The organism is Bradyrhizobium brasilense (genome assembly GCF_029714345.1).
Taxonomy (GTDB): domain Bacteria; phylum Pseudomonadota; class Alphaproteobacteria; order Rhizobiales; family Xanthobacteraceae; genus Bradyrhizobium; species Bradyrhizobium australafricanum.
The window spans coordinates 3668430-3691866 of record NZ_CP121669.1; the positions used below are offsets into that span (position 1 = coordinate 3668430).

26 protein-coding genes are annotated in these 23437 nt (G+C 65.6%); 13 read left to right on the forward strand and 13 right to left on the reverse strand.

Annotation, left to right across the window (positions count from 1 at the left end; genetic code table 11):
- Positions 1-27: 27 nt before the first annotated feature.
- Positions 28-819, forward strand: a complete 792-nt coding sequence (locus tag QA635_RS17050) for an EF-hand domain-containing protein (protein WP_283070504.1) — start codon at positions 28-30, stop codon at positions 817-819.
- Between the two features lie 136 nt (positions 820-955).
- Here QA635_RS17050 and QA635_RS17055 read toward each other — a convergent pair whose 3' ends face one another.
- From QA635_RS17055 to QA635_RS17085, 7 genes are all read right to left on the reverse strand, one after another.
- A complete protein-coding gene (locus QA635_RS17055) occupies positions 956-1951 on the reverse strand; it encodes a P1 family peptidase (RefSeq protein ID WP_283070505.1) in 996 nt (331 codons plus the stop codon).
- Positions 1952-2128: 177 nt separating this feature from the next.
- Positions 2129-3247, reverse strand: coding sequence for a branched-chain amino acid ABC transporter substrate-binding protein (locus tag QA635_RS17060; RefSeq protein WP_028336789.1), 1119 nt, complete (start codon positions 3245-3247; stop codon positions 2129-2131).
- 166 nt (positions 3248-3413) lie between these two features.
- Positions 3414-4148: an ABC transporter ATP-binding protein gene (locus QA635_RS17065; RefSeq protein ID WP_028336790.1), complete on the reverse strand. Its 735-nt coding sequence runs from the start codon at positions 4146-4148 to the stop codon at positions 3414-3416.
- Positions 4145-4537, reverse strand: a complete 393-nt coding sequence (locus tag QA635_RS17070) for an endonuclease domain-containing protein (protein ID WP_283070507.1) — start codon at positions 4535-4537, stop codon at positions 4145-4147. Before QA635_RS17070 ends, QA635_RS17065 begins: the two co-directional genes overlap by 4 nt.
- A gap of 128 nt (positions 4538-4665) precedes the next feature.
- A complete protein-coding gene (locus tag QA635_RS17075) occupies positions 4666-5499 on the reverse strand; it encodes an ABC transporter ATP-binding protein (protein WP_283070509.1) in 834 nt (277 codons plus the stop codon).
- Positions 5496-6821, reverse strand: coding sequence for a high-affinity branched-chain amino acid ABC transporter permease LivM (gene livM / locus QA635_RS17080; RefSeq protein WP_283070511.1), 1326 nt, complete (start codon positions 6819-6821; stop codon positions 5496-5498). Before livM ends, QA635_RS17075 begins: the two co-directional genes overlap by 4 nt.
- A 10-nt stretch (positions 6822-6831) precedes the next feature.
- A complete protein-coding gene (locus QA635_RS17085) occupies positions 6832-7749 on the reverse strand; it encodes an ABC transporter permease subunit (protein WP_283070513.1) in 918 nt (305 codons plus the stop codon).
- A gap of 369 nt (positions 7750-8118) precedes the next feature.
- Here QA635_RS17085 and QA635_RS17090 point away from each other — a divergent pair, with 369 nt between their 5' ends.
- Entirely contained in the window at positions 8119-8265 is a 147-nt protein-coding gene (locus QA635_RS17090) for a hypothetical protein (RefSeq protein WP_168858023.1), read from the forward strand.
- 94 nt (positions 8266-8359) lie between these two features.
- On the opposite strand, the gene QA635_RS17095 is transcribed toward QA635_RS17090, so the two are convergent.
- Positions 8360-9118 (reverse strand): hypothetical protein, encoded by a 759-nt coding sequence (locus tag QA635_RS17095; protein ID WP_283070515.1) that lies wholly within the window; start codon positions 9116-9118, stop codon positions 8360-8362.
- A gap of 192 nt (positions 9119-9310) precedes the next feature.
- On the opposite strand from QA635_RS17095, the gene QA635_RS17100 reads away from it, so the two are divergent.
- Positions 9311-9844: a hypothetical protein gene (locus QA635_RS17100; protein ID WP_283070517.1), complete on the forward strand. Its 534-nt coding sequence runs from the start codon at positions 9311-9313 to the stop codon at positions 9842-9844.
- Positions 9845-9918: 74 nt separating this feature from the next.
- On the opposite strand, the gene QA635_RS17105 is transcribed toward QA635_RS17100, so the two are convergent.
- From QA635_RS17105 to QA635_RS17115, 3 genes are all read right to left on the reverse strand, one after another.
- Positions 9919-10302, reverse strand: coding sequence for a carboxymuconolactone decarboxylase family protein (locus tag QA635_RS17105; RefSeq protein WP_092090102.1), 384 nt, complete (start codon positions 10300-10302; stop codon positions 9919-9921).
- Positions 10303-10505: 203 nt separating this feature from the next.
- Positions 10506-11288 carry a 3-oxoadipate enol-lactonase gene (pcaD, locus tag QA635_RS17110; RefSeq protein WP_283070519.1) on the reverse strand — a complete coding sequence of 261 codons (783 nt, stop codon included), beginning with the start codon at positions 11286-11288 and terminating at the stop codon, positions 10506-10508.
- Positions 11289-11344: 56 nt separating this feature from the next.
- Positions 11345-12700 carry a 3-carboxy-cis,cis-muconate cycloisomerase gene (locus tag QA635_RS17115; protein WP_283070520.1) on the reverse strand — a complete coding sequence of 452 codons (1356 nt, stop codon included), beginning with the start codon at positions 12698-12700 and terminating at the stop codon, positions 11345-11347.
- Positions 12701-12910: 210 nt separating this feature from the next.
- Between QA635_RS17115 and QA635_RS17120 the strand changes: the two genes are divergently transcribed.
- From QA635_RS17120 to QA635_RS17160, 9 genes are all read left to right on the forward strand, one after another.
- Complete coding sequence (locus QA635_RS17120; RefSeq protein WP_016840413.1) at positions 12911-13357, forward strand: SRPBCC family protein; 447 nt, start codon at positions 12911-12913, stop codon at positions 13355-13357.
- Between the two features lie 155 nt (positions 13358-13512).
- The gene (locus QA635_RS17125; protein WP_028336799.1) at positions 13513-13998 is read left to right on the forward strand and encodes a (2Fe-2S)-binding protein; all 486 of its coding nucleotides are present in this window, start codon (positions 13513-13515) and stop codon (positions 13996-13998) included.
- 36 nt (positions 13999-14034) lie between these two features.
- Entirely contained in the window at positions 14035-14841 is an 807-nt protein-coding gene (locus QA635_RS17130) for an FAD binding domain-containing protein (RefSeq protein ID WP_050383296.1), read from the forward strand.
- Between the two features lie 48 nt (positions 14842-14889).
- The gene (locus QA635_RS17135) at positions 14890-15798 is read left to right on the forward strand and encodes an AAA family ATPase (RefSeq protein WP_076858627.1); all 909 of its coding nucleotides are present in this window, start codon (positions 14890-14892) and stop codon (positions 15796-15798) included.
- A gap of 110 nt (positions 15799-15908) precedes the next feature.
- Positions 15909-17111 carry a vWA domain-containing protein gene (locus QA635_RS17140; RefSeq protein WP_092090105.1) on the forward strand — a complete coding sequence of 401 codons (1203 nt, stop codon included), beginning with the start codon at positions 15909-15911 and terminating at the stop codon, positions 17109-17111.
- Positions 17112-17123: 12 nt separating this feature from the next.
- Positions 17124-17447: an XdhC family protein gene (locus tag QA635_RS17145; RefSeq protein ID WP_018272401.1), complete on the forward strand. Its 324-nt coding sequence runs from the start codon at positions 17124-17126 to the stop codon at positions 17445-17447.
- Between the two features lie 2 nt (positions 17448-17449).
- The gene (locus QA635_RS17150; RefSeq protein WP_283070531.1) at positions 17450-18151 is read left to right on the forward strand and encodes an XdhC family protein; all 702 of its coding nucleotides are present in this window, start codon (positions 17450-17452) and stop codon (positions 18149-18151) included.
- Entirely contained in the window at positions 18148-19752 is a 1605-nt protein-coding gene (locus tag QA635_RS17155; RefSeq protein ID WP_283070532.1) for an NTP transferase domain-containing protein, read from the forward strand. The genes QA635_RS17150 and QA635_RS17155 overlap by 4 nt, the downstream gene beginning before the upstream one ends.
- Before the next feature lie 291 nt (positions 19753-20043).
- Positions 20044-20394: a DUF4189 domain-containing protein gene (locus QA635_RS17160; RefSeq protein ID WP_420888210.1), complete on the forward strand. Its 351-nt coding sequence runs from the start codon at positions 20044-20046 to the stop codon at positions 20392-20394.
- A 67-nt stretch (positions 20395-20461) separates the two neighbouring features.
- On the opposite strand, the gene QA635_RS17165 is transcribed toward QA635_RS17160, so the two are convergent.
- Complete coding sequence (locus tag QA635_RS17165) at positions 20462-21679, reverse strand: NAD(P)/FAD-dependent oxidoreductase (RefSeq protein WP_283070534.1); 1218 nt, start codon at positions 21677-21679, stop codon at positions 20462-20464.
- Positions 21680-22150: 471 nt separating this feature from the next.
- Between QA635_RS17165 and QA635_RS17170 the strand changes: the two genes are divergently transcribed.
- The gene (locus tag QA635_RS17170) at positions 22151-22561 is read left to right on the forward strand and encodes a DUF2000 family protein (RefSeq protein ID WP_283070535.1); all 411 of its coding nucleotides are present in this window, start codon (positions 22151-22153) and stop codon (positions 22559-22561) included.
- A gap of 29 nt (positions 22562-22590) precedes the next feature.
- Here QA635_RS17170 and QA635_RS17175 read toward each other — a convergent pair whose 3' ends face one another.
- Positions 22591-23379 carry a bestrophin-like domain gene (locus tag QA635_RS17175; protein ID WP_482151238.1) on the reverse strand — a complete coding sequence of 263 codons (789 nt, stop codon included), beginning with the start codon at positions 23377-23379 and terminating at the stop codon, positions 22591-22593.
- Between the last annotated feature and the right edge of the window lie 58 nt (positions 23380-23437).

Below are 23437 nucleotides of genomic sequence, written 5' to 3' on the forward strand. Positions count from 1 at the left end.
CAGGCGCGGCCCTGTTGGAGTATTGCCATGCTGTTCGCCCTTGGCGCTGCGTCGTCGGCCATCGACCTCTTGAGCTCGCTGATGTCGTCGAAGTCGACGACCAAGACCGGCAGCTCTGGTCAGGGGAATCAGACCACCGGCCTGTTCGCCCCTTCGACCGGTACATCGACGTCGGCCGGCAGCAGCACCGGTACCGGCTCGGGCAGCGGCTCCGGGCAGATTTCGCCGCTGACGATGGGCGCGCTGATTTCCGCGCAAAGCCAGTCCCAGACCGCGGTTTCAAACAGCCCGACGGCGGCCAGCCGCTCGGATGCGCTCAAGGACCTGTTCTCGCAGATCGATGCCGACGGCAACGGCAAGATCACCCAGTCTGAATTCGAGAACGCGCTCGGCGCTGGCGGCACCAACACGGCGCAGGCCGACGACGTGTTCTCCAAGCTCGACAGCAATGGCGACGGTAACGTCAGCCTCGACGAGATGTCCCAGGCCTTGCAGGGCCACAAGGGCAGTGGCCATCATCGCCATCACATGGCCAGCGGCTCGACCGACGGCTCCAGCGGCGGCGCGGGCGGATCGAGCTCCGATCCCTTGATGCAGGCGCTGGACGGTGCGACCTCGACGTCGGTGACCAACAGCGACGGCTCGACCACCACGACGACGACCTATGCCGACGGCTCGAAGGTGGCGATGACGACGCCGGCCACATCCGCCGCGACCCTCAACGCGGCCTCGTCGTACAATATCGTCGAGCAGCTGATCCAGCGCCAGGCGAAGGCGATCTCGGCGCAGGACTTCGCTGCGGTTTCGGTCAGCGCGTAGCTCGACACACTGGGCATCGAATAGTGCAGGCTGCCTCTGCTTCGCCTCGCCCCGCGTGCGGGGAGAGGCCGGAACGCATCGTCAGATGCGTTCCGGGTGAGGGGGAGTCTCCGCGAGCACGTCGCTTCAACTTGAACTAACCGAATTTGTCCCGCCAGCTCGGCAGCGCGCCGGCGAATGGCAGCGCGGTCGCCGAATGGACGCCGCGGGCGATGGCGCGCGCCACCGTGTTGGCGGCGAGCGCACCGAGCTTGGTGAGGCCGAACAGCGGATCGATCGGCCTGGCGCCGGTCGCGGCAGCGAACACCACGTCGCCGTCGAGCGGGGCGTGCACGGGATAGATCGCGCGCGCCATGCCGGTCTGCGCGATCATCGCAAGCCGCCGCGCCTGCGGCTTCGTCAACTGCGCATCGGTCACCACGACGACGAGGGTGGTGTTCTCGGCGGCGCTGGCGTCGGCGCCGCCCTTCAGCCGCGCCTTCAGCATGTCCGGCGTGAACGACGGCGGCAGGCCGCGCCCGCCGAATTCGCCGCCGACCTCGAACGGCGCCGCCCAGAACCAGGGGCCGCTGCCGACCGTGACGCTGCCGACCGCGTTGACCACCGCGAGCGCCGCGACCGTCACGCCATCGTCGGTCACGTCGGACGCCGAGCCCAGGCCGCCCTTCAGGTTGGCCGTGGTCGCGCCCATGCCGGCGCCGACGCTGCCGAGCTCAAAGTCGTCGGAGGCGGCATTGGCCGCCGCGTAGCCGAGGTCGCGATAGGGCGGGAAGCGTCCCCACGCCTTGTTGCCGCCGTTGAGCAGGTCGAAGCAGATCGCGCCCGGCACGATCGGGATCACCGCGTCGCGGATGCGGAAGCCGCGGCCGCGCTCGGCAAGCCAGGCCTGCACGCCGCCGGCGGCGTCGAGCCCGTGCGCCGAGCCGCCGGACAGCGCGATGGCGTCGATTGCCTCGACGACGTTGTGCGGCGAAAGCAGCGCTTCCTCGCGGGTGCCCGGACCGCCGCCGCGGACATCGATCGAGGCGACCGCCGGCCGCTCGAACAGGATGGCGGTGACGCCGGAGGCGACCGTTGGATCGTCGGCATGGCCGACGGCAACGCCGGCAATATCGGTGAGAAGGTTTTTCACGATGGGTCCATCCGCCTGCTGTCCGATCGATCCGGTATAGCAGCCGCGACGGATGCATCAACCGTCGGGCGCGGGCGGGCGGAGACGTGCGGTAAGACTTGCAGGCATCAGGTCAAAAAAACGCCCCGGCGGACCGGGGCGTTCTCGTACTCTGGTTGGATCAGACGCGCGAGAGGCTCAGGAGCCCTTCGGATTGATCTCGGTGTAGTTGCCCTTGGCGTCCCACTTGTAGACGACGTAATCGATCGCCTTGATGTCGCCCTTGGCGTCGAAGGCCATCTTGCCGAGCACGGTGTCCCACTCGCCGGCCTTGATGGCGTCCATCACCTTCTTGGCGTCGGTCGAGCCGGCCTTGGCGACGGCCTGGGTCCAGACCTGCATCGCGGCGTAGGTGTAGAGCGTGTAGCCCTCGGGGTCGATGTTCTTGGCCTTGAACTTCTCGACGATCGCCTTCGCGGTCGGCTTGTTGCGCGGGTCCGGACCGAACGTGAACAGCGTGCCTTCGGCGGCGGGGCCGGTGATCGAGGCGAACTCCTTGTCGTTCATGGCATCGCCCGCCATCAGCACGGTCTGCAGGCCCTGGTCGCGCATCTGGCGCAGGATCAGGCCGGCTTCCTGGTGGTAGCCGCCGACATAGACCAGATCGATGTTGTCGCGCTTCAGGCGCGAGACGATCGAGTTGAAGTCCTTGTCGCCCTTGTTGTAGGACTCGAACATCTTCTCCTGGAAGCCGGCCTTGTTCAGCGCCTTCTTGGTCTCGTCGGCGAGGCCTTTGCCGTAGGTGGTCTTGTCGTTCAGGATCGCGACGTTCTTGCCCTTGTAGTTCTTCATGATGTAGTCGGCGGCGACCAGGCCCTGCTGGTCGTCACGGCCGCAGACGCGCGCCACGTTCCAGAGCTTGCGCTCGGTGAACAGCGGGTTGGTCGAGGCCGGGGTGATCTGCAGCACGTTGGCGTCGGCATAGGCCTCGGAGGCCGGGATCGAGGACGACGAGCAGAAATGGCCGGCCACGAACGGGATCTTCGAAGAGCCGATCTTTTCCGCGATCGAGCGCGCCTGCTTCGGATCGCAGGCATCGTCGTCGGCTTCCAGCGCGAGCTTCTTGCCGAGCACGCCGCCGGCGGCGTTGATGTCGGCGACCGCCTGCTCGGCGCCGTTCTTCATCTGCCGGCCGAAAGCGGATTCGGAGCCCGTCATCGGGCCCGCGACGGCGATGGTGATGTCTTGCGCGAACGCGCTCGCCGATAATGCGAACGAAGCGCCAAGTGCCAGGCCGATCAGCTTCAGTGATTTCATGAGACGTCCCTCGTGGTCGTTGCCTCTTGCGGAAGGGCCCGGCACGCCGGGCCCCAAAACCGCGGGCATTCTCAGCTGATTTCGCGGCGAAGTCACCGGCAATTTTCAGGCAAATCGACGCTGCATCCGCCGCGTCTTGCTTGCGGGGGCGGCACGGAACGTCAAGCTAGCCGCGGCGGCCGCCTTCCAGATAGGCGGCGCGGATTTCCGGGCGCTGCAGCAATTCGGCGCCGGTTCCGGCCAGCGTGATCAGCCCGTTGACCATGACATAGCCGCGATGGGCGAGCTTCAGCGCATGGTTGGCGTTCTGCTCCACGATCAGGACAGTGAGGCCGTCCTGCCGGTTCAGCGTGCGGATGGCGTCGAAGATCTGGCGCGCGATCAGCGGCGCGAGCCCGAGCGAGGGCTCGTCCAGCATCAACAGCCGCGGCCGGCTCATCAAGGCGCGGCCGATCGCCAGCATCTGCTGCTCGCCGCCCGACAGCGTGCCGCCGCGTTGTGCGACGCGTTCCTTCAGGCGCGGGAACAGCGCGAACACCCGCTCCAGCCCGGCTGCACGTTCGGCCTCGCTGCATTCGGTGGCATCGGCGCCCATCTGCAGGTTTTCCGCGACGCTCATGCGCGGAAAGATCCGCCGGCCCTCCGGCGATTGTGCGATGCGCAGCCGCGCGATCTCGTGGGTCGGCACGCCGGTGATGTCACGGCCGTCGAACTCGATGGCGCCGGCGCGGGCGCGCGGCCTGCCGAAAATCGTCATCATCAGCGTCGACTTGCCGGCGCCGTTGGCGCCGATCAGGGCGACGATCTCCCCGCGATTGATCTCGATATCGACGCCCTTCAGCGCCTCGATCTTGCCATACGCCGCGCGCACGCCGCGCACCGCGAGCAGGGGCTGGGTCATGACTCGTTCCCCTTCTTGGCCGACATGGCGGTGTCGGTTCTCCCTCCCCCTGAAAGGGGGAGGGTTGGGGTGGGGGTTGTCGCCGCTTGCGCCAATCCCTCCATGTGCGTGACCAAGTCGCTCAGCACGCCGTCCAAATTCGACAGCACGTCGTTGTTCCAGTAGCGAACCACGGTGACGCCTTTTTCCGCGAGCCATGCGGTTCGGCGATCGTCGGCCTGCTTCCGCTGCTCGGCATGCTGACCACCGTCCACCTCAACAGCCAGACCAAGGCGCGAGCAGTAGAAGTCGACGGTGTACGGGCCGATCGGGTGCTGCTTGCGGAAAGAGAAGCCGTTGAGTTGATCGCGACGCAACGCACGCCAGAGGCAGGCTTCCGCATCGGTCATGTTTGCGCGGAGAGATCGCGCCCGTGCCGTCATATCTTTCGTGCGGGAAAAGCGTGACCCCCACCCGCCCGCTTCGCGGTCGACCTCCCCCTTGCAGGGGGAGGTGGGGGGCTTGCTGGCTGCGCTCGTCACGTGCCGCTCTCCATCACGGCGATCGCCTCTTCCTCGTCGGCGCCGAGATAGGCGGCGATCACCTTGGGGTCGTCGCGCACCGTCTGCGGCGTGCCTTCGGCGATCTTGACGCCGTAGTCCATGACCACGACGTGATCGGAGATCTCCATCACGACCGACATGTCGTGCTCGATCAGGAGGATCGAGGTGCCCTGTTCGTTGCGGATCGACAGCAGCAGCTCGTTGAGCCCGCCGCTCTCGCGCGCATTCAGTCCGGCCGCCGGCTCGTCGAGACAGAGCAGCGCCGGTTCAGTGCACATCGCGCGCGCGATCTCGAGCCTGCGCTGGTCGCCATAGGGCAGGTTGCCCGCGGCATCGTCGGCGCGGTCGAGCAGGCTGACGCGCGCGAGCCAGGTCCGCGCCAGATCGATGGCGCGCTGCTCGGCCTCGCGCCAGGACGGCAGGCCGAGCAGTCCGAGCAGGGTCAGACCCGAGGCGCGCATCAGCGCGTTGTGCTGGGCGACCATCAGATTTTCCAGCGCGGTCATGCCGGGAAACAGCCGGATGTTCTGGAAGGTGCGCGCCACCTTGGCCTGCTTGGAGATGCGGAAATCGTTCAGCCGCTCGAGTTGGATGGTGCGGCCGTCGTCATGGGCGAGGCGGATCGCGCCGCCGCTCGGCCGGTAGAACCCGGTGATGCAGTTGAACACGGTGGTCTTGCCGGCGCCGTTCGGCCCGATCAGCGCGGTGATCTTGCGCCGCTCGGCGGCAAAGGACAGTTCGTTGACGGCGACGATGCCGCCGAAGCGCATCATCAGGCGGTCGACGGTGAGAATGGGGTCGCCGCTCATCCGTGGCCCTCCTTGACGAGGTCGGACGAGATCGCCTGGTTGCGTTCCAGGAACACGGTCGGCGCGCGATGGCCGATCAGCCCGCGCGGCCGCCAGATCATCAGCAGCACCATCGCCATGCCGAACACCAGCATGCGGTATTGATCGAGGCCGCGGAACAGCTCGAAGCCGCCGATCATGGTCAGCGCCGCAAGCGCCACGCCAAGCTGCGAGCCCATGCCGCCGAGCACCACGATCGCCAGCACCAGCGCCGATTCCTGGAAGGTGAAGGATTCCGGGCTGATGAAGCCCTGCCGCGTGGCGAAGAACGCGCCGGCGAGGCCGCCGAACATCGCGCCGGTCGCGAACGCCGTCAGCTTGGTGGTCGTGGTGTTGATGCCGAGCGCGCGGCAGGCGACCTCGTCCTCGCGCAGCGCCTCCCAGGCGCGGCCGATCGGCAGCCGCCGCAGCCGGATCGTCACCCAGTTGGTGATCAGCGCCATCGCAAGGATCAGATAGAACAGGAAGACGAGGCGGTGGGTCGGCGAGAATTCGATGCCGAGCTTGGCGGCGAGCCCGTCTTCACCCGCCGTCAGCGGAATGCCGAACATTGTCGGGCGGGGAATTCCCGAGACGCCGTTGGGGCCGCCGGTCAGGCTCTGCCAGTTGATGATGACAAGGCGGATGATCTCGCCGAAGGCGAGCGTCACGATCGCGAGATAGTCGCCGCGCAGCCGCAGCACCGGGAAGCCGAGCAGCACGCCCCAGAACGCCGCCAGGATGCCGGCAAGCGGCAGGCAGACCCAGAACGACAATCCGAAATTGGTGGCAAGCAGCGCGTAGGAATAGGCACCGACGGCGTAGAACGCGACGTAGCCGAGGTCGAGCAGGCCGGCGAGGCCGACCACGACGTTCAATCCCCATCCCAGCATCACATAGGTCAGGACCAGGATCGACAGGTCGAGAATGTAGCGCTGGTTGTAGAAGATGACAGGCACGAGAAAGGTGAACACCAACAGCGCCGGCGCCAGCCAGCGGCCGGCGAACGACATCGCTGATTGCACCGGCTTCGGCACGATGCGGTCCTTGTCGACCGGCCCCCACCACTGCCGCAGCAACTCGACGACGATGCTGCCGCCGAACACCGCGCCGACAAGGGCTGCGAGGTCGCCGAACCGCGTCCAGTAGATCAGGCCGCCCTGCGGCCCGGCTTCGGTGCGAATGCCGATCATCAGCGAGAACAGCACCAGCGCGACAAGGGCGCTGATCAGGGCTTTCTTGAGAATGAAGGCGCTGCCCAAGGGCTGCGCGGCGTGCGAGGGGCGGGCTGAGGTCGCGCTCACGAAGTGCCTGTCAGACTTTTTCGACTTCGGGACGGCCAAGCAGGCCGGTCGGCATGAAGATCAGCACCACGATCAGGATCGAGAACGCGGCGACGTCCTTGTACTCCACCGAGAAATAGGCCGACCAGAACGTCTCGATCAGGCCGATCGCGAGTCCGCCGAGCATCGCGCCCGGCAGCGAGCCGATGCCGCCGAGCACGGCGGCGGTGAACGCCTTGATGCCGGCGACGAAGCCCATGAAGAAATCGACCAGGCCGTAATACAGGAGATACATCATGCCTGCGACCGCGGCGAGCGCGGCGCCGATCACGAAGGTCATCGAGATGGTGCGGTCGACGTCGACGCCGAGCAGCGAGGCCATGGTCTGGTCCTGCTCGCAGGCGCGCATGTCGCGTCCGAGCCGGGTGCGCGAGACCAGCCAGGTGAACAGCGCCAGCACGACGATGGTGGCGAGCACGACCATGATCTGGATGTTGGAGAGCTGCACGGCGAAGCCCGACGAGCCTTCATGCAGCGTGTAGCCGCCGGTGATGATCGGCGGCACCGGCTTCACCCGCGCGCCTTGCGACACCTGTGAGAAATTGGTCAGCACGAATGACATGCCGATCGCGGACAGCATCGGCGCCAGGCGGAACGAATGCCTTAAGGGTCGGTAGGCGATGCGCTCGATGGTCCAGCCATAGAGCGCGGTGATCGCCATCGAGACCAGCAGCACGATTAGCAGGATCAGGGGGATCGCGGTGAGGCCGAGCGACACCAGCACCAGGAACGAGATCAGCGCGATGAAGCCGCCGATCATGAAGATGTCGCCATGGGCGAAGTTGATCATGCCGACGATGCCGTAGACCATCGTGTAGCCGATGGCGATCAGGCCGTAGATCGAACCGAGCACGAGGCCGTTGATCAATTGCTGGGCGAAATAATCCATACGCTGCCGTCAGAGCCTGTTCGGTTGAGAACCGACCAGGCTCTCGTGTTGATCTGGACGCGCCTTCTTCACGCGAACCGGTTCCCACTTCGCTCGAAAACGCTACGTCGAGGGTGACGCGGCGAGGGCCCCGGCAGCCTGATCCGTCACGTCGTGTCGTTTTCTAACAGTGGAACCCCGGCCGCGGCAACAGCGTGGCAGCAGCAGAAAGGGCTTGTACATAACTAGTTTGGCGGATGCGGTTCCGATGTCACAGGGCCGACATGGCCTTGCCTTGCAATGATCACGCCGGAACCCGTGTTCCCCGAGCAACCGCGCTTCCGACGCGCGCGTTGTCCCCAGCTTGATGAAAGCAAAGGGAGTAGCTGAATGAGCAACCCAAATCAGAATCCGGGACAGCCGAACCAGAACCCCAATCAGAAGCCCGGCCAGCAGCAGCAGGGCGGCGGCCAGAAGCCCGGCCAGCAACAGCAGGATCAGGGCCGGCAGGGCCAGAAGCCCAATCCGGAGCGCTAATTCGGACAATTGAGCCGAACTAGCAGGGAGGCCTCGCCGAAAGGCGAGGCCTTCCTTGTTCAGGCTTAAACCCTTTTCGCTTGGGCTGTCTTGTTCAGGCCAACTGGTCGGCGAAGCGGCCGCGGAAGGCGTACGAACCGAAATGCGTGAGCTCGCTTCGGAGGTCGAGCCAGATTTCGCCGCCGAGATCGATCCAGCGCCGGCAGAACGCGTAATCTTCGGACAAATACTCGCCGGTCGTCTTGTCGATCATGCATTCGAACAGCGACACGCGGTCGAGGTCGGCGCGGACCAGGTCGCCGGTGTTCAAGTCGTTGGACTTGTGGTTCGCCCGATATTTGAGTTCGGGATGGGCGTCGCACAGCCTGACGAGGGCGGATCGCTTCATCATGAGAAAGCCGGTTCCGGCATATCGGACCTTGGCGAAGCCGTCGCCGCGAGACGTGATCTGGTCGCCCTCCCATGTGACGACATAGTCCAGCGAGGATGACGCGAGGTTCTTGCGCTTGGCGTCCGCAGCCCGCTGCACCTTTGCCCAATCGATGTGCTTAAGCGGATAGGCCGCGGCGGAAACGTCGGCACCGCAATCCAGCAGCCGGAAGACGGACTCGGGTTCGAACCCGATATCGGCATCGATGAACAGGAGATGGCTGGCGCCGGATGCAAGGAATTGGTGGGCCAGTTCGTTCCGGGCGCGGACGATCAGCGATTCGTTTCCGATCAGATGAAACTGGATGTCGATGCCCCGGGCGGTGGCCGCAGCCTGAAGCTTCAGGGCGGACAACACATAGGCCATCTTCAGATCGCCGCCGTAGCAGGGCGTTGCGACGAAAACGCGCGTTCTTTCGGTCATTTTACCCCCTTTATCCCCGGCCGGCGCCGATCTTGCGCAGATCCCGGCCGGGCCCGATCGCATCGATCCGGAACCATCGCATCGCGCTTAACCTTAACAAAGGGTTTAAATTGCTGCCGGCAATTGATCGGCGTTAGCTCGCGCCCTGAACCGTCGCCGGTCTGAAAGGCGCGGGAAGCACGGGAAGCGGCAATGTCGAACAACTGGCGGATCAGCTCCTTCAATGGCGCGCTGCTTGCGGCCTATTTCATTCCGGTCTGGACCATCATCGCCTTCAGCATCATGGTGTCGCCGATCCACGGCCTCTATGAGCGGCCGAGCGTGTCGATCGCGTTCTATGCCAGCGACTATCTGCACCTCGGCAAGATGGCGACGGTGCGGCTCGCGTGGCTGCTCGCGCTGGCGCGGATCACCGTGGTGGCGTTCTTCACAGTCTTCCTCGCGATGGCCGCGTTCTCGCCGTTGCGCAAGAGCAGCAGCGGCGCCGATGAGGCGCTCGCGGTGGCGCTCTGCCTTGGCAGCGTGCTGAGCTTCGCCAGCATGATGATGGCTTCCAAGGTCGGCGAGGTCGAAGCGATGCGCATGCATGCGTCCGAGCTTCTGATGCTGCTCGGGACCGCGATCGTGATGCTGTTTGAGACCTCGCCGAAGCGAGCTCGAGCGTCTGCCAATGCAGCAACGACCACCGAAACGCCCGCAGGCCAGCTATCCCTTCAGCAGCCCTAAAGCGCGATAGTCTTCGCACTTTAGTCGTTTTTTGCGCATGATCTTTTCGGAAAACCGCTTCGCACTTTTCCGGATCATGCTCCTAGCTCGGCAATGATCGCGCCGGCTTCCTTGACGGCGTGGTTGGCCGCTGGCACGCCGCAATAGATCGCCTGCTGCAGCAGGATCTCCTTGATGTCGTCGGGCGTGAAGCCGCCCTCGGCGAGCGCGGCGCGCACATGCAGACGGAATTCGTCCCACTGGCCGAGCGCGACCATGGTGCCGATCACAAGCACGCGGCGCGTGCGGTGATCAAAATGCGGCCGGGTCCAGATGTCGCCCCACGCATAGCGCGTGATCAGGTCCTGGAAGTCGGTGTTGAACGCGTTGCGGTTCTTGATCGACTTGTCGACCCATTCATTGCCGAGCACCTTGCGGCGCTGCGTCATGCCGTCGTCGCGGCGCTGATTGTCGTCCATGGATGTCTCCTCATGAAATCGTAGCCCGGATGGAGCGCAGCGCAATCCGGGGCTTCAGCGTTGGCCGAAGGACTTGTCCCGGATTTCGCTTCGCTGCATCCGGGCTACACACTGGGTCATTCCGGGGCGATGCGAAGCATCGGACCCGGAATCTCGAGATTCCGGGTTCGGTCCTGCGGACCGCCCCGGAATGACGATGACCGTTACCGTTGCGTCAGGAAGCCGACCACGGCTTCGGTGAAGGCGTGCGACTGCTCGACATTGGAAATGTGCGCGGCATCGAGCAGCGTCATGCTGGCGCCGGGAATGCCGCTGCGGATCATTTCGCCTGCCGACACCGGCGTTGCCATGTCCTGCTTTCCCGCGATCACCAAGGTCGGGCTCTTTATCTTCGGCAGCAGGGCGCGTTGGTCGAGTGTCGACAGCGCCTCGCAGCAGGCGAGATAGCCTTCGACCGGCGAGGCAATCAGCATCGCCTTCATGCGCGCCGCGGTCTCCGGCTCGCGCTCGCGGAAATCTGCGGTCAGCCAGCCGGCGATCACGGCGTCGGCGACCGCGGCGATGCCGCCTTCCTTCACCGCCTTGATGCGGTTGAGCCAGTTGGTCGGATCGGGATAGTAGCAGGCGGTGTTGGCGAGGATGATCTTGCCGAATCTTTCCGGGGCATTCGCTCCCAGCCACTGTCCGACCATGCCGCCCATCGACAGGCCGCACCAGTGCACCTTCTCGATGTTGAGGTCGTCGAGGATCACCAGCACGTCGCGGCCGAACCGCTCCATCGAATAGGGGCCCGCCGGCACGCCGGATTTGCCGTGACCGCGGCGGTCGTAGCGGATGACGCGGAACAGCTGCGTCAGTGCCCGCATCTGCGGCTCCCACATCTGCAAGGTGCAGCCGAGCGAGTTCGACAGCATCAAGGTCGGTCCGCCGTCGCGGCCGTCCACCTGGACGTTGAGCAGGCACCCGTCGGCGTTGATCATCGGCATCGGCTTTTCCCTCTCGTCATGCGCTTGCCGGCTTAAATCCGGCAATGACATCGTCGCTATTTGTCATCCAGTGAAGCCAGCAGGCGGTCGATCAGCGCTTGCGAGGCGCCCTGATAGGCCATCGGCTCGAACAGCTCCGCGATTCGTTTCGCGTCGAGATGCGCGGTGACCTTGGCGTCCGCCGACAGCACCTCGCGCAGGTGCTTCTTCTCCGCGACCGCGCGCTTGCTGGCGGCTTCGATCAGATGATGGGCGTCGCTCTTGCCGATCTTGTCGGCCAGCGCAAAGGTGATGGCTTCCGCCATGATCAACCCCTGCGTCGCATCGAGATTGGCGCGCATCCGCGCCGCATCGACCTCGAGCCCTTCGGCGAGATCGACGATGGCGGCAAGCGCGCCCGAGGTCACCAGCATCAGGCCCGGCAAGGTCGGCCATTCCGCATGCCACGGACCGGCGCTGCGCTCATGATCCTGCACCTGCGCGGCGAAGATCGTGGCGGCAAGATTCGGCGCCATGGTCGCAGCCCCCAGCGCGCTCGCCGCAGCGACCGGATTGCGCTTGTGCGGCATGGTGGAGGAGCCGCCGCGGCCGGCGCCAGCCGGCTCGAAGGCCTCGCCGACATCGGTCTGCATCATCAGCGAAACGTCGCGCGCGATCTTGCCGCAACTGCCGGCGAGGATGGCGAACACCGACGCGGCCTCGGCGATGCGGTCGCGATGGGTATGCCAGGGCGCATCCGGCAGGGGCAGATTGAGCTCTCGCGCAAGGGCGGCGGCGACCGCCAGCCCCTTATCTCCGAGCGCGGCGAGCGTCCCGGCGGCGCCGCCGAATTGTAGCGCCAGCGTCTCGCGGCGCAGGCGCAGCAAGCGCTTGCGGGAGCGATGCAGCGCCGCGGCATATTCGGCGAGCTTGAGGCCGAACGGCATCGGCAGGGCGTGCTGCAGCCAGGTCCGCGCCACCACGGCGGTGTCGCGATGGGCGCGCGCAAGCCTTGCGAAGCCCGCGACGGCGCGGTCGAGGTCGGCCAGCAGCGCGTCGATCCCCTCGCGCAGCGACAGCATCGTCGCGGTGTCGATGACGTCCTGGCTGGTCGCACCCCAATGCACGTAGCGCGCCGCCGCGGCGTCCGCCTTGGCGACATTGGCGGTCAGGGCCTTCACCAGCGGGATCGCCAGATTGCCGGACCGCGTCGCGGCGTCGGCCAGCGCGGCAGTGTCGAATGATTCGGCCTTGCAGGCGGCGCCGATTGGTCCTGCGCCAGCTGCGGGAATCACCCCGCAGGCCACCTCGGCGCGGGCCAGCGCGGCCTCGAAATCCAGCATGTTCTGCAGCGTGGCGGCGTCGTCGCACACCGTGCGCATCGCGGCGCTCGACAGCATCGGCGCGAGCAGGGGGGAGAGGGCTGTGCTCATGGCCGGCGACCTAACCACTGTCGCGCGTCGATGCCAATGCCCCGGGGCTGCCTGCATTTTCAACAACGGGGATTGCGCGATTTCGTGAACGATAGGCTTGGCTTGCTGCGGTTGCGAATATGCATCGCTCATCCTCCGAAGGTGCCCTTTCCTTTGTGTCCCGGCTGCTTTACTTGGGGGAAAAGGTTCTAGCGATCGAGGAGGTCCCCTATGGCCATGACAATGACCGGCGAAGTCCAGCTTGCAGCGCCGCGCCAGGCTGTGTGGGACAAGCTCAACGATCCCGAAGTTTTGAAGGCCTGCATTCCCGGCTGCGAAGAGCTGGAGAAGACCGACGAGGGCGGCTTCCGCGCCACCGCCAAGATGAAGGTCGGCCCGGTCTCGGCCCGCTTCAAGGGCAAGGTCACATTGAGCGATCTCGACCCGCCGAACGGCTACAAGATCTCAGGCGAAGGCGAGGGCGGGGTCGCCGGCTTTGCCAAGGGCGGCGCCACCGTTGGCCTTGCCGACAAGGATGGCGGCACGCTTCTGAGCTACAATGTGGAGGCGCAGATCGGCGGCAAGCTCGCCCAGCTCGGCCAGCGCCTGATCAACGGCGCCGCCAAGAAGCTGGCCGATGAATTCTTTGCAAATTTCGCCAAGGCGGTGCAGGGTTAGCCCCGCCTTTCGGCTGGATTATTCAGGTCCGGCCATGTCCTGGATGGGTGGCTCGAAAGGTTGCCCATCGCGGGGCGCGCCCATATTATGCCGTCTGGAATGATTTAAAACCGCCTGCTTCGCCGATATGCGGTGGCGCAGATAAGAGAGTGCTGATGGCCAAGATTTCAATGATCGTGAACGGCAACCCCGTGAACGCGAATGTCGACCCCCGTACCCTTCTGGTCCAGTTTCTGCGCGAAAACCTGCGGCTGACCGGCACCCATGTCGGCTGCGACACCTCGCAGTGCGGCGCCTGCGTCGTGCATCTGGACGGCAGGGCGGTGAAGTCCTGCACGACGCTTGCGGTGATGGCCGACGGTCACGAGGTCAAGACCATCGAGGGGCTGGCGGCCGATGGCGCGCCGCTGCACCCGATGCAGGAGGCCTTCCGCGAGCATCACGGCCTGCAGTGCGGCTTCTGCACGCCGGGCATGATCATGACCGCGGTCGACCTGGTCCATCGCAAGGGCCACGAGCTCTCCGACGAGGTGATCCGCGAGGAGCTGGAAGGCAATCTGTGCCGCTGCACCGGCTACCAGAACATCGTCGCTTCGATCGCCGCCGGCGCCAAGGCGATGGCGAAGTCGGACCTCGCCTAGTCAGCAATTCATCGCGAGCGCGATCAGGACATTCCAATGTACGAATTCAAATATCACCGTCCCGGCACCGTGCGGCAGGCCGCCAACCTCCTGGTGAAGAACGAGGACGCCAAGCTGATCGCCGGCGGCCACACGCTGGTGCCGGTCATGAAGCAGCGGCTCGCCAGCCCGCCGCATCTGGTCGACCTCTCCCACATCGAAGGTCTCGACACGATCGAGATGAAGGGCCGCTCGCTGGTCATCGGCGCCACCGCCAAGCACGCCGAGGTCGCGAACTCCGCGGTCGTGGGCGAGGCGATCCCGGCGCTGGCCGAGCTTGCCGGCCTGATCGGCGATCCCGCCGTGCGCCACCGCGGCACCATCGGCGGCTCGCTCGCCAACAACGACCCGACCGCCGACTATCCGGCCGCGGTGCTGGCGCTGGGCGCGACCATCGTCACCAACAAGCGCCGCCTCAAGGCCGAGGAGTATTTCCAGGGCCTGTTCTCGACCGCGCTGGAGGCCGACGAGATCATCACCAAGGTGATGTTCCCGGTGCCGAAGAAGGCGGCCTACGTCAAGTTCCGCAACCAGGCCTCGCGTTATGCGTTGGTCGGGGTGTTCGTGGCAAAGCGTCCGTCCGACGTGCGCGTCGCGGTCACCGGTGCGGGCTCCGACGGCGTCTTCCGCGTCACCGCGTTCGAGGACGCCCTGAAGAAGCGCTTCTCGCACAAGGTGCTCGACGGCATCGCGGTTTCGGCCGACGGGCTGAACAGCGACCTGCACGGCAGTGCGGAATACCGCGCGCATCTGATCGGCGTTTTGACGCGCAGGGCGGTGGAAGCCGCGAACGCCAAGGACTAAGTACCAAGGCGTGACCTTGCTGACCTCTGTTCGAAGACTGGCTGTTCCATGAGTGCATCGGCGTTACCCACTTCCGTCGATGCGCTCGAGGATCTCCTGACCTCGCGCGGCTACCTCGCCGAGCGGTCGCTCGCGACCGTGACCTATCTCGCGCTGCGGATGGGCCGGCCGCTGTTCCTCGAGGGCGAAGCCGGTGTCGGCAAGACCGAGATCGCAAAAGTGTTGTCGGCGGCGCTCGGGCGCAAGCTGATCCGCCTGCAATGCTATGAAGGCCTCGACGTCGCCTCCGCGGTCTATGAGTGGAGCAGTGCGGCGCAGATGATCGCGATCCGCCTTGCGGAAGCCTCCGGCGATACCGATCGCGACCAGCTCGCCAGCGACATCTTCGCCGAGCGATTCCTGATCAAGCGGCCGCTGCTGCAGGCGCTCGAGCCCGATGTCGCGGGCCCTCCGGTGCTGCTGATCGACGAGCTCGACCGCGCCGACGAGGCATTCGAGGCGTATCTGCTGGAAATCCTCAGCGACTTCCAGGTCACGATTCCCGAGCTCGGCACCGTGAAGGCGCCGGCGCCGCCGATCGTGATCATCACCTCGAACCGCACGCGCGAGATTCATGACGCGCTGAAGCGGCGCTGTCTCTATCACTGGGTGGATTATCCCACAGCCGAGCGCGAGCTTGCGATCGTCAAGTCGCGGGTGCCGAACATCTCCGCCAAGCTGTCGCAGCAGGTCGTCCGCTTCGTGCAGGCGCTGCGCAACCAGGATTTCTACAAGTCGCCGGGCGTCGCCGAGACCATCGACTGGGCCACCGCGCTGTCCGAGCTGGACGCCCGTTCGCTGACGCCGCAGGTGGTCGGCGACACGCTGGGCGCGCTCTTGAAGTATCAGGACGACATCGCGCGCATGCAGGGCGATGCGCTGCAGAAGACGTTGAAGGATGCGACGAGCGAGACGTAGCTCTTCGTCATTCCGGGGCGACGCGCCAGCGTCGAACCCGGAATCTCGAAGTTGTTGCGCGAGATTCCGGGTTCACGCTTCGCGTGCCCCGGAATGACAGGGTACAAACAATGGCGATCAACCACCTCGCGCCTCCGACCGGCCACATGGCCGACAACGTGATCGGCTTTGCCCGCGCGCTGCGGGCGGCCGGGCTTCCCGTCGGGCCGGGCTCGGTGATCGACGCGCTCGATGCGCTGCAGCTGATCGAGGTCGGGCATCGCGCCGATTTCTACGCCACGCTGGAAGCGATCTTCGTCAAGCGCCACGAGCACGCGCTAATCTTCCGCCAGGCCTTTATGCTGTTCTTCCGCGCCGCCGAGGAGTGGAAGAGCATGCTGGATTCGGTGCCGCTGCCCGACCACGCCAGGAAGAAGCCGCCGCCGGCCTCGCGCCGCGTCCAGGAGGCGATGGCGCAGCCGGCGCGGAGCGAGGAGCGGCCGCAGGCCCAGGAGCAGGAGCTGAAGCTCTCGGTCTCCGACAAGGAGATCCTGCAGAAGAAGGATTTTGCGCAGATGACCGCGGCGGAGATCGCCGAGGTGACGCGCGAGATCGCCAAGATGCGGCTGCCGCAGGCCGAGCTCGTGACCCGCCGCTACCAGCCGGATGCGCGGGGCCTACGGCTCGACATGCGCCGCACCGTGCGCAACTCGCTGCGCACCGGCGGCGAGATCATCGACATCCGAAAGCTCGGCCGGATCGAAAAGCCGGCGCCGATCGTGGCGCTGCTCGATATCTCGGGCTCGATGAGCGAGTACACCCGCCTGTTCCTGCACTTCCTGCACGCCATCACCGATGCCCGCAAGCGGGTTTCGGTGTTTCTGTTCGGCACCCGCCTGACCAATGTGACGCGCGCGTTACGGGCGCGTGACCCCGACGAGGCGCTGGCGAGCTGCTCGTCCTCGGTCGAGGACTGGGCCGGCGGGACGCGGATCGCGACTTCGCTGCACAGCTTCAACCAGCTCTGGGCCCGCCGGGTGCTCGGGCAGGGCGCCATCGTCCTCCTTATATCCGATGGACTAGAACGGGAGGCTGATGCCAAACTGGCCTTCGAGATGGACCGATTGCACCGTTCCTGCCGCCGCCTGATCTGGCTCAATCCGCTGCTGCGCTACTCCGGCTTCGAGGCCAAGGCGCAGGGCATCAAAATGATGTTGCCCCACGTTGACGAATTTCGCCCGGTGCATAACTTGACGTCCATCAAGGGCTTGATCGGGGCGCTGTCGTCCCCGCCGCCGGCGCACCACCGCAGCCTGATCCGTTCTGTTGCTTGAGGAGACGCTCTCATGCTCAACCGCGACGAAGACATTCTTCAGGCCGCCGAGACCTGGCAGAAAGAGGGCCATGGCGTGGCGCTTGCCACGGTGGTCGAGACCTGGGGCTCGGCGCCGCGCCCGGCCGGCTCGAGCCTCGTCATCAATGACGACGGCACCTTCCTCGGCTCGGTCTCCGGCGGCTGCGTCGAGGGCGCTGTCGTGACGGAAGCGCTCGACGTCATCGCGAGCGGCCAGCCAAAAATGCTCGAATTCGGCGTTGCCGACGAGACCGCCTGGAATGTCGGCCTGTCCTGCGGCGGCACCATCCGCGTCTTCGTCGAGAAGGTTGGTTAGCCGTGAAACTCGAGATCCTCAAAGCGTTGAACGCCGAGCGCGCCGCGCGCCGCCCGGTCATCATCGTCACCGACACCGCCAATGGCGATCAGCGTCTGGTCAAGGCCGCGGACATCGCCGCCGATCCGCTGCGTGCCGAGCTCGCAAAGCAGCTGCGGATGGGCAAGAGCGGCAATATCGAGGTATCAGGCAAAAAACTGTTCCTCAACGTCTACGCGCCGACCGCAAAGCTCGTGATCATCGGCGCAGTCCATATCAGCCAGGCGCTGGCGCCGTTGGCGCGCTCGCTCGACTATGACGTCACGGTGGTCGATCCGCGCACCGCGTTTGCGAGCCCGGAGCGCTTCCCCGACGTGCCGCTGGTCGCCGAATGGCCCGACGTCGCGCTGCCGCCGCTCAACGTCGATCACTACACCGCCTTCGTCGCGGTGACGCATGATCCGAAGATCGACGATCCGGCACTGCTGCACGCCTTCGACCGCGACTGCTTCTATATCGGCGCACTCGGCTCGCGGAAGACCCACGCCAAGCGCGCCGAGCGGCTGCGCGCGCAGGGCGCCCGGGACAGCGACATCGCGCGCATCCACGCGCCGATCGGCCTCGATATCGGCGCGGTGTCGCCGTCGGAGATAGCGGTCGCGATCATGGCCGAGATCACCGCGCAGCTGCGCCTGCCTCCCAAGCAAAAAGAAGAAGCGGCATGAAGTTCGGTCCCGCCAGTCCGGCCGACGCGATTGGCGGCGTCACCGTTCATACCCTCCGCCAGGGCGCGCTGGTGCTCAAGAAGGGCACCACGATCGGCCCCGCCGAGGTCGAGGCGCTGACCAAGGCCGGCGTCGACGAGATCGTCGTGGTGCGGCTCGACGAGGGCGACGTCTCCGAGGACGCCGCGGCCGCCAGCATCGCGCAGGCGGTGGCCGGCGAGGGCGTCAACGTCGAGCGCGCCTTCACCGGCCGCGCCAATCTGTTCGCGGCGCGCCCCGGCGTGCTGGTGATCGATCGCGCCGCGGTCGACCGCATCAACGACGTCGACGAGGCCATCACCTTCGCGACCCTCGCCGCGTTCAAGCCGGTGGTCGAAGGCGAGATGATCGCGACCGTCAAGCTGATCCCGTTCGGCGTCGAGGGGCGCTTACGCGATGCCGCCGTCGCGGTGGCCGGCAAGGATACGCTGCGGATCGCGCCCTATGTGATCCAGAAGGTCGGGGTGGTCTCGACGCTGCTGCCGGGCCTCGCGCCGAAGGTGATCGACAAGACGCTGCGCGTCACCGCCGAACGGCTCGCGCCGGCCGGCGCCACCATCATCGCCGAGCGCCGCGTGCCGCATGACGAGACGGTGCTCGCCGCCTCGATCAAGGAATTGCTCGAACTGGGCGCCGAGCTCGTCATCGTGTTCGGGGCGTCCGCGATCGCCGACCGTCGTGATGTCATTCCGGCTGCAATCACCGAGATCGGTGGCGCGGTCGAGCATTTTGGCATGCCGGTTGATCCGGGCAATCTGCTGCTGATCGGCAGCGCCGGCGGCGTGCCGGTGCTGGGAGCGCCGGGCTGTGCGCGCTCGCCGGTCGAGAACGGTTTTGACTGGGTCTTGATGCGGCTGCTCGCCGGCATCAAGGTGACGCGGTCGGATCTCACCGGCATGGGCGTCGGCGGCCTGCTGATGGAGATCGTGACGCGGCCGCAGCCGCGCACCGTGCCGGACACCGAAGGCAACCGCAACGTTGCCGCGATCGTGCTTGCCGCCGGCCGCTCGACCCGGATGGGCGGCCCGAACAAGCTGCTCGCCGAGCTCGACGGCAAGAAGCTCGCGCGCATCGTCGCCGAGCAGGCGCTGGCCTCGAAGGCCTCCGAGGTCATCGTCGTCACCGGACATCAGGCCGAGCTGGTCGAGCGGGCGCTCGATGGCCTCAAGGTGAAATTCGTCCGCAACCCGGATTTCGCCGGCGGCCTCGCCAGCTCGGTGAAGGCCGGCATTGCGGCGGTCTCCGACAGCGCCGACGGCGCGATCGTCTGCCTCGGCGACATGCCGCTGATCGATGCGAAGCTGATCGATCGCCTGATCGAGACCTTCGCGCCCGACCGCGGCCATCTGATCGCGGTCCCGGTCAGCGAGGGCCGCCGCGGCAATCCGGTGCTGTGGTCAAGGCGCTTCTTCAAGGAGCTGATGACGCTCGACGGCGACATCGGCGCGCGTCACTTGATCACCAAGCATGCCGAGGTGGTCGCCGAGGTCCCGGTCGACGGCGACAGCGCCTTCCTCGACATCGACACCCCGCAGGCGCTGGAAGCCGCGCGGCGCGGGTAGGCTTTATCCGCTGTCGTCCCGGCCAAGCGAAGCGCGAGCCGGGACCCATAACCACAGGATGAAGTTGTTGTGCGACGCTGGGGCTCCAGCGAACTCCATCGCACAAGGCGGTGGTTATGGGTCCCGGCTTTCGCCGGGACGACGGGTGGTTAGAGTTGCGCGCCTCAACCCGTCATTCACCATCTGGAAACGACCCCTGCGTACAGTCCGCGCCGGGCTTTGGGGGATTTCCGCTTGATCATTTCGACCGCCGTCGCGCAGCGTCGAGCGTTGACGATTCTCGTCCTGACATTGCTGCTCGGCGCCACGCGTTTCTCCGTGGAAACCTTCGTGCCCAAGGCGCGCGCGGCCGGCGCGTTCGCGGTCGGCAAGTGCGGAGCGTATGGCCAGGCCTACGACTATCCGGCGGAAGGCGCGGCGCGCGCCGCCGCGCTGAAGCAGTGCAAGGGCGATTGCACCACCGTCACCATGAAGCGCGCCTGCGCCGCGCTTTCGATCGACATGAAGAATCCGTGCGGCGCCCATGGCTATGCCGTGGCGCCGAAGATCTCGAGCTCGCTCAATGCCGCGACCAAGAAGTGCTACGACTATGGCGGCAAGGAATGCGTGATCCGCGCCTGGGCCTGCGACGCCAAGGGGTAGGGCAGTCGCCGATCCGCAAGGTCCGCCTGGTGGGCAAAGCGCTGATGGCCTGCACTCCGAGCCGCGCTCAGACGGCGCCATAGAAGTGTCGGTATTGCCAGGCGGCGTCGCGCTCCAATTGGTCTTCGGACCACGATTGGTCTTTGAACCGCATGACCGACATCGGCGATAGATCGACGGGCGGCTTGCCGTCCACGATCCAGGCCGCGAGCGCCTCGCCGACGGTCGGCGAGATCGACAGGCCGGCGACGTTGCATCCGCTCGCAAAATAGAAACCGGTCACGCCGGCGGCCGGGCCGAGAATATGATGGCCGTCGGCGGTCATCGTCGGAATGCCGCCGCGAAACTCCCGCACCTTGGCGGTTTGCAGGAACGGGAGCTGGTCCTTGACCTCATCGGCGGCGGCATGAAGCACGCCGATATCGAGCGGCATGTCCTTGACGTCGAAGCCGGCCCCAAGCGATTGCATATCGAAGAAGCGCGGCGTTTCCTCGTAGACACCCCACAGGAAGCCGCCCTGACACGGGCGGGCATACACCGCGGCATCCATGATGCGGATCATCGGCAGGTCGGCCCGGGCGCCATCCAAAGGTTCGGTGACGATCAATTGCTGCCGGGTCGGCACCAGCGGCACGCGAATGCCGCTCGCCTCCGCGACCTGCCGCGTCCACGCACCGGCGGCATCGACGACAACCGGACTTTCAATGACGCCGTTCGCGGTGGTCAAGCCGATCACGGTGCCGCCGACGATGTTGACGGCGCGCACGTCAGTCTTCGGCAGCAAGGTTGCACCGTTGGACGCGGCGGCTGTGGCGAAACCGACGGCAACCTGCGCCGGGTCGAAATACCGGTCGTCGCCGATCCGCATCGCCGCAACGACGCCCGCCGGCCGCAAGAACGGATTGAGACCGCTCGCCTCTTCCGGAGAGATCAGCTCGACGTCGAGGCCGGTGCGGCGTCCGCGCGCGAAATCTTCCTCGATCACTTCGGCGTCCTGCGGCCGGCGCGCAATCTTGAGGCTGCCCGAATGCACCCAGTCGAGCGGCTGGCCGGTTTCTTCCGTGAACGCCTCGATCTTGCGGCATGCGTCCTTGATGAGGCCAATCATCAAGTCGCTCTTGCGCGCGCAACTCACCATGCCTGCAGCGCGGGGGGAGGTTTGCGATCCGATCTCATGCTTGTCGACAAGGGCGACGCTGAGACCTCCACGCTTGCTCAGGTAATAGGCTGTGGCCGCGCCCAATCCGCCCGAACCAATAACAACAACATCGGCCTTGCTGATCATGATGCAATGCCCTGAAATATGCTGATGGTCATCGAACGCCCGAAGCCTACTACGCGGCGCAGGAGCTGACTATCGCTTTCCGTCCCGGCACGGATCGGGCCTTTGCGACGTCGCGCGGCTAGTGTGCTGAATGCGAAGTTCGTGCGATTTCGCGGCAGCCACTTTCACGAACTTCGCATTCATAAAGCACACTAGAATCATAAGTTTGCTAGTGTCCTTATCGAATCCGAAGTTCGCTCCGAAGGTGCGGCAAATGATGCGAACTTCGGATTCGGGACACTAGCGGTCGACGTGTGGGTTGAGCTTCTTCGCCGCAGCGATATCAGCTTCGCCAGCCGCGACGTCGCCCTTCAGGCGGGCAGGGTCCGCCCGTGGGTTGCTCAAGAAACTAACGTCAGCGCCTGGCGGGCAGATGAGGGATGCGCGGTCAGAACTGGCGTTCGTCGTCAACCTGCGGATAGATTTATCGCCATGCAGTTCGACACCAAGATCGCGGTCGTGATCCGCACCGACCTGGAAGTCTGGCAGAAGCTCAACGTGGCGTCGTTTCTTGCCGGCGGCATCGCCGCTTCCTTTCCCGAATGCATCGGCGAGAATTACGAGGACGGCTCGGGGACCAGATATCTCTCTTTGATCGGCCAGCCGATCCTGATCTACGGCGCCGACGGGCCCGCGCTGTCGCGGGCTCTGGAGCGCGCGCTGGCGCGCAACGTGCAGCCGGCGCTCTACACCGAGGACATGTTCAAGACCACGCATGACGCCGCCAACCGCGAGGTGGTGAAGGCGGTCGTGCGCAGCGAGCTCAACCTGGTCGGCCTCGCCATTCGCGCCGACCGCAAGGTGGTCGACAAGATCCTCGACGGGCTGAAGTTTCACACGTAGCCGAGTGCGCGCGTAGTGCGGTCCGGCGCTTATCGGCTCGCCTCCTTGTCCGGCATGATCTGCAGCAACGGTGTCGGCGCAATCGATATCTGGCCGGTGAATGGTCGATCATGCGCGGCAATCAGCAGAACCGACGTGGCCACGCCGGTCGCGAACAGTCCCATCGCGATGGCGGATCCCAACCGGTTGTCGCAGTGAACAAGGGCAATGACCAATAGCTCGCAGATGGCCTGAAGGTAGAGGCACCACCATTTGATCGAGTCGACTTCGGTCTGGCTGACGATGATCCGTTGTCGTCGCGCATCGAGTGCCGAATTCAGATTGGTGATGATCTCGTGCTGCGTCGTCTGCTGGCCCGGGTTTTGCGCGGGCGTTGATACGACAAGCCGCAACGCCGCGGTCAGCGCCGGAGGAGCTGCCTTGAGCGATGCAGCCTGGCGCGCCATCATCGGCCATTCCACGGCGACCGTTTCCTCGACGTAGTCGCGAACGAGGCCGCGCAGGCGCGCCTCCTGCTCCGGCGGCAGGCCGCCGGCGAGCAAGATGACCGCCCGCAACGAACTGGCTTCGCGGCTCACCGCCGCGGTGGCGCGATCACTGTCACTCCAGACCTGTGCCGCGGTGAATGCGACAAACAGGCCGAAAAGGATGCCGAGCACCGGCAACATGCCGGGAGAGATCGATTTGAAGGACGTTGCGCGCTCCTTGGTCGACAGGATCGCAACGCCTGCGAAAATGAGAACGGCAACAAGATAGGTGAAGCCGAAGACGATGAAGGCCATCCACGGCACAGAAAGGTTGTGTAGCCAATCGCTCATAGGTGTTTCCCCCAGCCGATCGCTTGTATCAAAATCCCCTCAATCTCGCCGGGGGGAG

Excerpts from the sequence above, each read along its gene's own strand:
- QA635_RS17115 (WP_283070520.1), bottom strand. The coding sequence starts at position 12,700 with ATGAGCACAGCCCTCTCCCCCCTGCTCGCGCCGATGCTGTCGAGCGCC.
- QA635_RS17065 (WP_028336790.1), bottom strand. The coding sequence starts at position 4,148 with ATGACCCAGCCCCTGCTCGCGGTGCGCGGCGTGCGCGCGGCGTATGGC.
- QA635_RS17140 (WP_092090105.1), top strand. The coding sequence starts at position 15,909 with ATGGCGATCAACCACCTCGCGCCTCCGACCGGCCACATGGCCGACAAC.
- QA635_RS17050 (WP_283070504.1), top strand. The coding sequence starts at position 28 with ATGCTGTTCGCCCTTGGCGCTGCGTCGTCGGCCATCGACCTCTTGAGC.
- QA635_RS17145 (WP_018272401.1), top strand. The coding sequence starts at position 17,124 with ATGCTCAACCGCGACGAAGACATTCTTCAGGCCGCCGAGACCTGGCAG.
- QA635_RS17085 (WP_283070513.1), bottom strand. The coding sequence starts at position 7,749 with ATGGATTATTTCGCCCAGCAATTGATCAACGGCCTCGTGCTCGGTTCG.
- pcaD (WP_283070519.1), bottom strand. The coding sequence starts at position 11,288 with ATGCCGATGATCAACGCCGACGGGTGCCTGCTCAACGTCCAGGTGGAC.
- QA635_RS17090 (WP_168858023.1), top strand. The coding sequence starts at position 8,119 with ATGAGCAACCCAAATCAGAATCCGGGACAGCCGAACCAGAACCCCAAT.
- QA635_RS17070 (WP_283070507.1), bottom strand. The coding sequence starts at position 4,537 with ATGACCGATGCGGAAGCCTGCCTCTGGCGTGCGTTGCGTCGCGATCAA.
- QA635_RS17100 (WP_283070517.1), top strand. The coding sequence starts at position 9,311 with ATGTCGAACAACTGGCGGATCAGCTCCTTCAATGGCGCGCTGCTTGCG.
- QA635_RS17095 (WP_283070515.1), bottom strand. The coding sequence starts at position 9,118 with ATGACCGAAAGAACGCGCGTTTTCGTCGCAACGCCCTGCTACGGCGGC.
- QA635_RS17135 (WP_076858627.1), top strand. The coding sequence starts at position 14,890 with ATGAGTGCATCGGCGTTACCCACTTCCGTCGATGCGCTCGAGGATCTC.
- QA635_RS17105 (WP_092090102.1), bottom strand. The coding sequence starts at position 10,302 with ATGGACGACAATCAGCGCCGCGACGACGGCATGACGCAGCGCCGCAAG.
- QA635_RS17125 (WP_028336799.1), top strand. The coding sequence starts at position 13,513 with ATGGCCAAGATTTCAATGATCGTGAACGGCAACCCCGTGAACGCGAAT.
- QA635_RS17165 (WP_283070534.1), bottom strand. The coding sequence starts at position 21,679 with ATGATCAGCAAGGCCGATGTTGTTGTTATTGGTTCGGGCGGATTGGGC.
- QA635_RS17130 (WP_050383296.1), top strand. The coding sequence starts at position 14,035 with ATGTACGAATTCAAATATCACCGTCCCGGCACCGTGCGGCAGGCCGCC.
- QA635_RS17170 (WP_283070535.1), top strand. The coding sequence starts at position 22,151 with ATGCAGTTCGACACCAAGATCGCGGTCGTGATCCGCACCGACCTGGAA.
- QA635_RS17060 (WP_028336789.1), bottom strand. The coding sequence starts at position 3,247 with ATGAAATCACTGAAGCTGATCGGCCTGGCACTTGGCGCTTCGTTCGCA.
- QA635_RS17155 (WP_283070532.1), top strand. The coding sequence starts at position 18,148 with ATGAAGTTCGGTCCCGCCAGTCCGGCCGACGCGATTGGCGGCGTCACC.
- QA635_RS17175 (WP_482151238.1), bottom strand. The coding sequence starts at position 23,379 with ATGAGCGATTGGCTACACAACCTTTCTGTGCCGTGGATGGCCTTCATC.
- QA635_RS17075 (WP_283070509.1), bottom strand. The coding sequence starts at position 5,499 with ATGAGCGGCGACCCCATTCTCACCGTCGACCGCCTGATGATGCGCTTC.
- QA635_RS17120 (WP_016840413.1), top strand. The coding sequence starts at position 12,911 with ATGGCCATGACAATGACCGGCGAAGTCCAGCTTGCAGCGCCGCGCCAG.